At 32.2% G+C, this 10,000-nt stretch carries 9 protein-coding genes, 3 tRNA genes and 2 rRNA genes (1 of these 14 only partly in view); 13 read left to right on the top strand and 1 reads right to left on the bottom strand.

Going from position 1 to position 10,000, the window contains the following annotated elements:
• From BEN51_RS12905 to BEN51_RS12860, 11 genes are all read left to right on the top strand, one after another.
• A 23S ribosomal RNA gene (locus BEN51_RS12905) occupies window positions 1–2,018 on the top strand; it begins 888 nt to the left of the window's first position.
• A gap of 95 nt (window positions 2,019–2,113) precedes the next feature.
• A 5S ribosomal RNA gene (gene rrf, locus BEN51_RS12900) occupies window positions 2,114–2,230 on the top strand.
• Between the two features lie 5 nt (window positions 2,231–2,235).
• Window positions 2,236–2,312, top strand: a tRNA-Ile gene (locus BEN51_RS12895).
• Between the two features lie 5 nt (window positions 2,313–2,317).
• Window positions 2,318–2,393, top strand: a tRNA-Ala gene (locus BEN51_RS12890).
• A 162-nt stretch (window positions 2,394–2,555) separates the two neighbouring features.
• Window positions 2,556–2,693, top strand: a complete 138-nt coding sequence (locus BEN51_RS13880; protein ID WP_164704123.1) for a hypothetical protein — start codon at window positions 2,556–2,558, stop codon at window positions 2,691–2,693.
• A gap of 164 nt (window positions 2,694–2,857) precedes the next feature.
• Entirely contained in the window at window positions 2,858–3,301 is a 444-nt protein-coding gene (locus tag BEN51_RS12885) for a hypothetical protein (RefSeq protein WP_119866418.1), read from the top strand.
• 66 nt (window positions 3,302–3,367) lie between these two features.
• Entirely contained in the window at window positions 3,368–3,820 is a 453-nt protein-coding gene (locus tag BEN51_RS12880) for a VanZ family protein (protein ID WP_119866417.1), read from the top strand.
• A 271-nt stretch (window positions 3,821–4,091) separates the two neighbouring features.
• Window positions 4,092–6,164: an elongation factor G gene (gene fusA, locus BEN51_RS12875; RefSeq protein ID WP_119866416.1), complete on the top strand. Its 2,073-nt coding sequence runs from the start codon at window positions 4,092–4,094 to the stop codon at window positions 6,162–6,164.
• A gap of 102 nt (window positions 6,165–6,266) precedes the next feature.
• On the top strand, window positions 6,267–6,503 hold the full coding sequence (locus tag BEN51_RS12870) for a hypothetical protein (RefSeq protein ID WP_119866415.1): 237 nt from the start codon (window positions 6,267–6,269) through the stop codon (window positions 6,501–6,503).
• 129 nt (window positions 6,504–6,632) lie between these two features.
• Window positions 6,633–7,868, top strand: coding sequence for a competence/damage-inducible protein A (locus BEN51_RS12865; protein ID WP_119866414.1), 1,236 nt, complete (start codon window positions 6,633–6,635; stop codon window positions 7,866–7,868).
• A 169-nt stretch (window positions 7,869–8,037) separates the two neighbouring features.
• On the top strand, window positions 8,038–8,991 hold the full coding sequence (locus tag BEN51_RS12860) for a CPBP family intramembrane glutamic endopeptidase (RefSeq protein ID WP_119866413.1): 954 nt from the start codon (window positions 8,038–8,040) through the stop codon (window positions 8,989–8,991).
• A gap of 52 nt (window positions 8,992–9,043) precedes the next feature.
• On the opposite strand, the gene BEN51_RS12855 is transcribed toward BEN51_RS12860, so the two are convergent.
• Entirely contained in the window at window positions 9,044–9,472 is a 429-nt protein-coding gene (locus BEN51_RS12855) for an SH3 domain-containing protein (RefSeq protein WP_119866412.1), read from the bottom strand.
• A gap of 107 nt (window positions 9,473–9,579) precedes the next feature.
• Between BEN51_RS12855 and BEN51_RS12850 the strand changes: the two genes are divergently transcribed.
• Window positions 9,580–9,655 (top strand) — tRNA-Phe (locus BEN51_RS12850).
• A gap of 126 nt (window positions 9,656–9,781) precedes the next feature.
• Window positions 9,782–9,982, top strand: a complete 201-nt coding sequence (locus BEN51_RS12845; RefSeq protein WP_236906225.1) for a hypothetical protein — start codon at window positions 9,782–9,784, stop codon at window positions 9,980–9,982.
• The last annotated feature ends 18 nt before the right edge of the window (window positions 9,983–10,000 follow it).

The raw sequence follows: 10,000 nt of genomic DNA, 5'->3' as shown, positions 1-10,000 counted from the left end.
AATGGAGGTAGAGCACTGAATGGGCTAGGGGGCATATTGCTTACCGAACCTTATCAAACTCCGAATGCCATATACTATTAGTCCGGCAGTCAGACTGCGAATGATAAGGTCCGTAGTCAAAAGGGAAAAAGCCCAGATCGTCAGCTAAGGTCCCAAAGTGTAAGTTAAGTGGTAAAGGATGTGGGATTTCTAAGACAACTAGGATGTTGGCTTAGAAGCAGCCACTCATTTAAAGAGTGCGTAATAGCTCACTAGTCGAGAGATCCTGCGCCGAAAATGTCCGGGGCTCAAACTTACCACCGAAGCTACGGGTTCACACTTCGTGTGAGCGGTAGAGGAGCGTCGTAATCGGGCTGAAGTCGTACCGTAAGGAGCGGTGGACTGATTACGAGTGAGAATGTTGGCATCAGTAGCGAGATGTAAGTGAGAATCTTACAGGCCGAAAATCTAAGGTTTCCTGGGGAAGGCTCGTCCGCCCAGGGTTAGTCGGGACCTAAGCCCAGGCCGAAAGGCGTAGGTGATGGACAATTGGTTGATATTCCAATACCACTATTATCGTTATTATCGATGGTGTGACGGAGAAGGATAGGATGTGCTAGCCGTTGGTTGTGCTAGTCTAAGCATTTAGGGAGTCAGGATAGGCAAATCCGTTCTGACAATCCTGAGGTGTGATGGGGAAGGTCATTATGACCGAAGTATCTGATTCCATGCTTCCAAGAAAAGCATCTAGAGAGAGAAGTAGTGCCCGTACCGCAAACCGACACAGGTAGATGAGGAGAGAATCCTAAGGCCATCGGAAGAATTGCAGTTAAGGAACTAGGCAAATTGACCTCGTAAGTTCGCGAGAAGGGGTGCCTGCGAGAGCAGGCCGCAGAGAATAGGCCCAAGCAACTGTTTAGCAAAAACACAGGTCTCTGCTAAAGCGTAAGCTGATGTATAGGGGCTGACGCCTGCCCGGTGCTGGAAGGTTAAGGGGAACACTTAGCGTAAGCGAAGGTGTGAACTTAAGCCCCAGTAAACGGCGGCCGTAACTATAACGGTCCTAAGGTAGCGAAATTCCTTGTCAGGTAAGTTCTGACCCGCACGAATGGCGTAATGACTTGGGCACTGTCTCAACTGCAAATCCGGCGAAGTTGTAGTGCGAGTGAAGATGCTCGCTACCCGCGATTGGACGGAAAGACCCCGTAGAGCTTTACTGTAGCTTAGCATTGAGTTTCGATATTGTCTGTACAGGATAGGTGGGAGACTGGGAAACTGGGGCGTCAGCCTCAGTGGAGTCGTCCTTGGGATACCACCCTGATAGTATTGGGATTCTAACTGGACGCCATGAAGCTGGTGACAGGACATTGTTAGGTGGGCAGTTTGACTGGGGCGGTCGCCTCCTAAAAAGTAACGGAGGCGCCCAAAGGTTCCCTCAGAACGGTCGGAAATCGTTCGTAGAGTGTAAAGGCAGAAGGGAGCCTGACTGCGACACCCACAAGTGGAGCAGGGACGAAAGTCGGGCTTAGTGATCCGGTGGTACCTCGTGGGAGGGCCATCGCTCAACGGATAAAAGCTACCTCGGGGATAACAGGCTGATCTCCCCCAAGAGTCCACATCGACGGGGAGGTTTGGCACCTCGATGTCGGCTCGTCGCATCCTGGGGCTGAAGTAGGTCCCAAGGGTTGGGCTGTTCGCCCATTAAAGCGGCACGCGAGCTGGGTTCAGAACGTCGTGAGACAGTTCGGTCCCTATCCGTCGCGGGCGTAGGAAATTTGAGAGGAGCTGTCCTTAGTACGAGAGGACCGGGATGGACTGACCTCTGGTGTACCAGTTGTTCTGCCAAGAGCATAGCTGGGTAGCTAAGTCGGGAAGGGATAAACGCTGAAAGCATCTAAGCGTGAAGCCCCCCTCAAGATGAGATTTCCCATAGCATAAGCTAGTAAGACCCCTTGAAGAACACAAGGTTGATAGGTTAGAGGTGTAAGTATGGTAACATATTTAGCTGACTAATACTAATAGGTCGAGGGCTTGACCAAAATAATAATGGCTATATTCATGTGCAATTTTCAGAGAACAATTTCTCTGAAAAATATTGACAGCCCATAAATATTACACTATAATATTTATGTGATCTGGTGACAATGGCATAGAGGAAACACTCCTTCCCATTCCGAACAGGACAGTTAAGCTCTATAGCGTCGATGGTACTGCAGGGGAAGCCCTGTGGGAGAGTAGAACGTTGCCAGGTAATATGGATCTTTAGCTCAGATGGTTAGAGCAACCGGCTCATAACCGGTTGGTCCGGGGTTCGAGTCCCTGAAGGTCCACCATATTCGGGGGTATAGCTCAGTTGGGAGAGCACCTGCCTTGCACGCAGGGGGTCAAGGGTTCGAATCCCTTTACCTCCACCAAAGCCACGACTATATCGTGGCTTTTTTTTTTATGTCGAAAAAGTTTGAAAAAAGTTTATAATTTTAAATATGAATAACTTAAAAAATAAGCTATAATATAAAGTATAGGATATTCCAATGTAAAAGATTTAAGGTCTTATCCCTTAGATGAGGAGTGTTGTTATGGGGAAGAAGGAAAATTTAGAACAAGAATTAATAAAACTGAAACTGGAAAAGAGACAGTTGGTTTTAGCAGGAAAAAGTACAACAAAAATAGATGAAGCTATAAAAGAAGTAGAAAAAAAATTAAATGAACAATAATAGATTTTTATAAGAATAAAAAAGAAAGGCAAAATAGATTTATTTATTAATTCTATTTTGCTTTTTTACATATATAGCTTTAAAAAATTATCATATTTAAGATATATTAAGCATATTAAAACATATAGAAAGAATTAAATGTTTCTTAATAGGAGGAGATATTAATGATAAGGACCTTTGTATGTGAGAAAGAAGGCTGTAGTGGGAATACATTTTTAATAGAAAGTAATGAAGATAGATTGTGTTTAGTTTGCTCTCATTGCAATTCTAAATATGATATAGATTTAAGTAATCAGGAATTTATTTTACTTCCTAATTGCTGTCAATGTAATAATGATATATTCAAAGTTTATAAAGATATAGAAAGAGGTAATGTTTATTATAAATGTACAAAATGTGGTGAGGTCCCTGAAAAAATATATGTAGATCCAGATGGGATACAAGTATCTTATGAAGTAAAGTTATTAAGTGATATAAAAGAAGTTATGAAGTTGCTCGAACAAAGGATTTATAATTTAGAAGGAAATATTAAAGATTTGGAAAATGGCCAAAATTTATTAGAACAATCTTTAGCTTATATTAATAAATATATAGTTGAAAAAAATTAATTATAGATATTTTTACTAAAGATAATTATAATTTATTTTATAGGATTATATACGAAGGAGAGAATGATGAGCAAAAGTAAAAGAATTATAAGCTGGATATTTTTATTAGGATGGATGGTTTTAATTTTTTATATGTCTAATCAGCCAGCTGATATATCTAATAGTCAAAGTGAATTTGTTATAATGATTTTTAATTATATAGGAATTGAATTAAATGATTATTTTGGTGAGTTAGCTTCACTAGTAGTTAGAAAAGGAGCACATTTTACTGAATATTTAATTTTATTTTTCTTTTCTTATAATTTAAGCAAAATTTATTTTGAAAAAAGAAATAAATTATATTCTATTATGTTTGTATTTTTATATGCTATTTCTGATGAATTTCATCAATATTTTATCCCAGGAAGAGAGATGAAATTTTTAGATGTAATAATTGATACATGTGGAGGAATTTTTGGATCTATACTTATAAATATAAAAAATTCGTTAAAAAAATTAAAACTTAAGAAAAACATATAAAACAAGGAGCTTTTTATAGAGCTCCTTGTTTTGCTATATATTAAAATTTAACCTTTGAAATACATAATGTATATTTTATAAATATTAAGCTCTTATTTCAAGAATTATGTTATTCTTCGTTATTATTTGTACAAGTTAAGCATAAAATTAAGTATAACTATAGATTTTAAATTTATAAACATATGATATGAGAAAATGCATGTTTAGAATATCATAAATTTATAATGAAAGGTGGGTGCAGAAATAATACTTAGGGGTATTATTAGATTTTATGAAGAGTTATAGGGTAGATAATATACGAAATGTTGGATTAATCGGACATAGTTCAGTTGGAAAGACATCCTTAGTAGAGGCTTTGTTATATAGTAATGGAAATATAGATAGGTTAGGAAAAGTTGAAGAAGGAACTACAGTTTCAGATTTTGATCCAGAAGAAAAAAGAAGAAATATTTCAATATCAGTTTCAATAGAATCCACAGAAATAAATGATACTAAAATAAATTTAATTGATATACCAGGATATTTTGATTTTTCTGGAGAATTAATTCAAGGAATGAGAGCAGCAGATGTTGCAACTATTGTAGTATCAGGCGTTTCAGGAGTACAGGTTGGAACAGAAAAAGCTTGGGATTATTGTAATAAAATAAAACTGCCTAGGGCATTTTTTATAAATAAGTTAGATAGAGAAAATTCAAGCTATGAAAGAACCTTAGAGGAATTAAAAAGTAAATTTGGTATAAGTGTAGTTCCACTACAATTTCCGATTGGAAGTGAAGAGAATTTAAAGGGAATTGTGAATGTTATATCTGGAAAGGCTATAATATATGATGAAAAAAATAATTACAGAGAAATTGATGCACCTGAAGATATTAAAGATAAAATAGATGAATATAAAAATATAATTATGGAGGCTGTAGCTGAAACAAGTGAGGAATATTTAGAAAAGTATTTTTCAGAAGGAGAACTGACTAATGAAGATATTTATACAGGTCTTGTAAAGGGATGTGCAAGTGGAGATATAGCACCTGTAATGTGTGGAAGTTCTTTAAAGGTAATAGGAATGAAATCCTTTTTAGAAGATATAGTTAGTTGTTTTCCTTCTCCAAGATATGCAATAGCACAAAAGGCAAAAGAATTAGAAAGTGAAAAAGAAATTTTTGTTAATTTTGATGAAACAAAACTATTTTCTGCTTTAGTATTTAAAACTATAGCTGATCCATTTGTAGGAAAGATATCTTTATTTAAAGTAATAACAGGAGAACTATCAAATGAAGTTAGTGTAATAAATAGTAATAAGGGGAAAGTTGAAAAAATATCTAATATATTTTTTATGAATGGAAAAAATCAGGCACAAACTAAAAAGGTTATAGCTGGTGATATAGCAGCAGTTTCTAAATTACAATATACAGAAACAGGAGATACATTATGTGATGTAAATTATAAATTAGTTTATGATAAAATGAATTTTCCAAGAACAAATATCTCAATGGCAATTTTACCATTGGCTAAAAATGACGAGGATAAGATATCAATAGTATTGCAAAGACTTCAAGAAGAAGATCCTACTTTTAGAGTTGAAAGAGATGTAGAAAATGCTGAAACAATAATATCTGGAATAGGGGAAACTCATTTAGAGGTTATAGCAAGCAAAATTAAAAATAAGTACGGAGTAGAAGTTATACTGAGAGCTCCTAAAATTCCATATAGAGAAACCATTAAGGGAATGGCATATGTTCAAGGAAAACACAAAAAACAGTCTGGTGGACATGGGCAATATGGAGATGTAAAAATACAATTTGAACCAAGAAATGACGGAGAGACTGATTTAGAGTTCGTAGATAGTATAGTTGGAGGAGTTGTTCCAAGAAATTTTATTCCTGCAGTTGAAAAGGGACTTAGAGAGTCAATAGAAAAAGGAGTTTTAGCTGGATATCCTGTTATAGGATTAAAAGCCACATTAAAGGACGGATCATATCATACAGTAGATTCATCTGAAATGGCTTTTAAAATGGCTACTTATATAGCGTATAAAAAGGGATTGGAACAGGCTAAACCTGTATTGTTAGAACCAATAATGAGTTTAGAGGTAATTATTCCAGAGGAAAATATGGGAGATGTAATAGGAGATATTAATAAAAGAAGAGGAAGAGTTATAGGGATGGAGCCTTATGAAAAGCTGCAAAAAATAATTGCAGAGGTACCAATGGCAGAAATAACCAAATACTCAACGGATTTAAGTTCTATGACTCAAGCGAGAGGAAGCTTTAAAGCGGAATTTTTAAGATATGAAGAAGTTCCAGATAATATAGCAAAAAAAATTATTGAAGAAGCAAAAAGGAATTAAATTATAGTGAATAAAATAAATTATAATTAGAAAAAATAAAAAATAAAAAAAGAAAAAAGCTAAAATATAAAATTTACTAAAGAAAAGAATAGGAGTGGAAATATGCCAGATTACAAAATGGATGTCAATGGACAACTGGGTCTTACTGAATATAGTAATATATATGATTACATTAATATAGTTGATAAAAATGATAATTTTACTATAACACTAAATAGTGTAGAAGAAAGAGATATCAATATGATTACTTCTATGCTTAAGGATAGTAATTTTTCTATACTAGAGCAAGGTATAAATGCTAATGGTAATTACTATATTAATGCTAATAAGGTTAAATAAAAAGCTATCTAGAATAGGCAAACCTATTTTAGATAGCTTAAATTTTAAAAATAAGAAGTTAAAATATTTTAATATTTACAATTTTATGTGATAAAATGAAAGTAATACAAAAAAAGGGAAGGTTGAGATATGAAAGCAGAAATAATTGCAATAGGAACAGAAATACTTCTTGGAGATATAGTAAATACAAATGCCCAATACTTAGCTAAGGAATTAGCAGCTTTAGGAATAGATGTTTATCATCAAAGTGTAATTGGTGATAATGAAGAAAGAATTATGGAAGGGATTTCTAAAGCTTTTAAAAATTCTGAGATTGTTATTACTACAGGAGGTCTTGGGCCAACACAAGATGATATTACAAAAGAAGTTGGAGCAAAATTATTTAATAAAGAATTAGTGCTTCATGAAGAATCATTAGATTGGTTAAAAAAATATTTGAAAACAGATGATGAGTATGTTGTGGAAGCTAATAAGAAACAGGCTTATATTCCAAAGGATTCAATAGTATTAAAAAATAATTATGGGACGGCACCAGGAATAATAATAAATGAAAATAATAGAATATTAATTATTTTGCCTGGACCTCCAAAAGAAATGAAAAAAATATTTGAAGAATATGTAAGAGATTATTTGAAGGATATTACAGGAAATATAATAAAATCAAAAACTATTAGAATGTTTGGAATTGGCGAAAGTGTAATGGCAAAAAAAGTTGATCATATAATTAAAAATGCAAAGAATCCAACAGTTGCTCCTTATGCTAAGGAATCAGATGTTATTTTAAGGATAACTGCAAAGGCCCATAGCGAAGAGGAATGTAATAAATTAATAAGGCCTGTATATGAAGAAATAAAGAGTATTCTAGGAGAATATATATATGGAGAAGATGAAGATTCATTAGAAAAGGTAGTTGCAAATATGCTTTGTGCTAAACAAATGAGTATAGCAAGTGCTGAATCTTGTACTGGTGGCCTTATTGCAGCAAGCTTAGTTTCATATCCAGGTATATCAGAGGTTTTTATGGAGGGAGTTGTAACCTATTCAAATGAAGCTAAGATATCAAGGCTTGGAGTTAAAGAGGAAACTTTAAATAAATATGGCGCAGTAAGCAAGGAAACAGCAGAAGAAATGGCCGTAGGAATTGCAAAAACTGCAAAGACTGATATTGGAGTTTCAACAACTGGAATAGCAGGCCCAAGTGGTGGAAGTGAAGAAAAACCAGTTGGATTGGTATATATAGGATTATATATAAAAGGAAAAACAGTAGTAAAAAAATTTAATTTTAATGGAGATAGAGAACAAGTAAGAAGAAGAGCAACATTGAATGCATTAAATATGATAAGAAAAGAACTTTTGAATTTATAAAGAGGCGAAAAATAAGCCTCTAATTAAAATTTAGAGGCTTATTTTCGTATATAAATAAAATGGGGGAGAGGCTATCTTAGAAGCATTGTGCTTCATTAGAATTATCTCCACTAATTTTATTAATTATACATTTTTTATTATTAAATTAATTAGGAGGAGTATTTTTATAGTGAAAAAAGTTTTTAAAGCAAATTTATATTTTTTAATAATTTTAATATTAGAAATTGTAGCACCTATTTTTTTAGGACAACTATATTATTTATTAAATATTACTGATGCAAGAGTAGTACTTTTTTTGAATCATTTTATCTTATTTATAATACCAGCTATAGTTTATATAGTTATAACAAAATCTTCTTTTAAGAAAACATTAAGATTAAACAAACTGGGATTAAAACAGATTTCTCTAATTATATTATTGTCATTTGCAGTACAACCTATTATGTCCTTTTTTTCTTTAATAGGAAGCTTCTTTTTTACAAATGAAGTTGGAGGTTTTGTATCTGAAATTTCTTCTATGCCTTATTTATTACTTTTAGCTCTTATTGCTGTATTGCCAGCAATATCAGAAGAAATAACAATTAGGGGAATAGTTTTATCAGGTTATGAAGATAAAAATAAGTATGTTGCAGCTGCTGTTACAGGATTGTTTTTTGGAATTCTCCATTTAGATCCTCATCAATTTTTATATACCGCAGTATTAGGTTTTTTATTTGCTTTAGTTGTAAGGGTTACTAATAGTATATATTCCTCTATGGTAATGCATTTTATTATAAATGGAACATCTGCAACCTTAGCTAAATTAAGCAATATATTCTTACAAGGAATGGAAGCAGTGAATGAAGCAGAAGAATTAACATTAAAATATTTAAATCTTTCAGAAAAACTATTTATGTTATTTATGTTTGGAGCTTTGGCAGCTATATTTGTTGTAATAGTATATTATATATTTAGGAAGCTTGAAAAAATAAGCAGGGAAGAAGAAAATAATGGAGATAAGATTATAGAGTTAAATTATGGCTTTAGAACTGTAGATGATACTATTGAAAAAGATAGAATATTAAATATTCCTTTTATTTTATCCATAATAATATATATTCTTGTTATGGCTAAAATTATTTAAATTAAACAAAAAAGTATATATCTTCACAGTTTTAAGTGAAGTATATATACTTTTATTTACTATATAATTCTTCAGAGAATATTTTAAAATGTTTTGCTTTTACCCATCCCCTGCAATTAATGTTACTATTAGTTGGAAGATTAATATAGTACCAAATTTCATTATTTACTTCAGAGGAGTCTAAGATAGAAACTTGAGTGTTAGAAGAAATTTTTCTTATAATTTGTGATGTGTTAGTAGGAGCAATATGTAAATAAGAATCATTTGAAATAACTCCTGTTTTATAAGTTGGAATATAATACTTTATTGAAACTATATTATTATTCTTAGAAGAAAAGTATTTACTTTTAATAGTATTATATTGTTTTGTGGTTAGAAGTAATTGCTTTCTAAGAGTATATATCTTTTTATTAAAATAAAAATATGAGAATGCTGTAAAACATGCTAAAATTATAAATAAAAAATTAAATATAAATTTCATAATTAACCTCTAGTATTGATACATTATTAAGTATATTTTATAAATATATAAAATATACCAAGGCAATTGACATACTTGGGAAAGTAATGTAAAATTAAAAAGTACATGGCTAGATAGCTCAGTCGGTAGAGCAGAGGACTGAAAATCCTCGTGTCCCTGGTTCGATTCCTGGTCTAGCCACCAAGAACTAACTAATTTTTAATTAGTTAGTTCTTTTTTGTGTTTATAATTAATTAAATTTTAATAGCTAATTAAGAAATTTTTAAGAAGCAATTGCTAGAATATAATTATAAAATTAATATATAGGGTGTGATTAAGATAGAAAGATTAATTTTATCAGAAGAGGATTATGAGTATTTAGCAAAGGGAATAGCAATAGGAGCAGGAGTAGGAGTATTTATTGGATTATTTGTAGACAATATTATTTTATCTTTTTCTGCATTTACTTCACTAGGAATTATAGGTTCAGTAGTTTATTCATTTTATAAGAAGAACAAAAGAAAAAGTTAAAAATTTATAAAAATAATA

Source organism: Clostridium isatidis (assembly GCF_002285495.1).
Lineage (GTDB): Bacteria > Bacillota > Clostridia > Clostridiales > Clostridiaceae > Clostridium > Clostridium isatidis.
The sequence above is the reverse complement of the archived record's forward strand: the minus strand, read 5'-3'. Positions and strand labels throughout refer to the sequence as shown.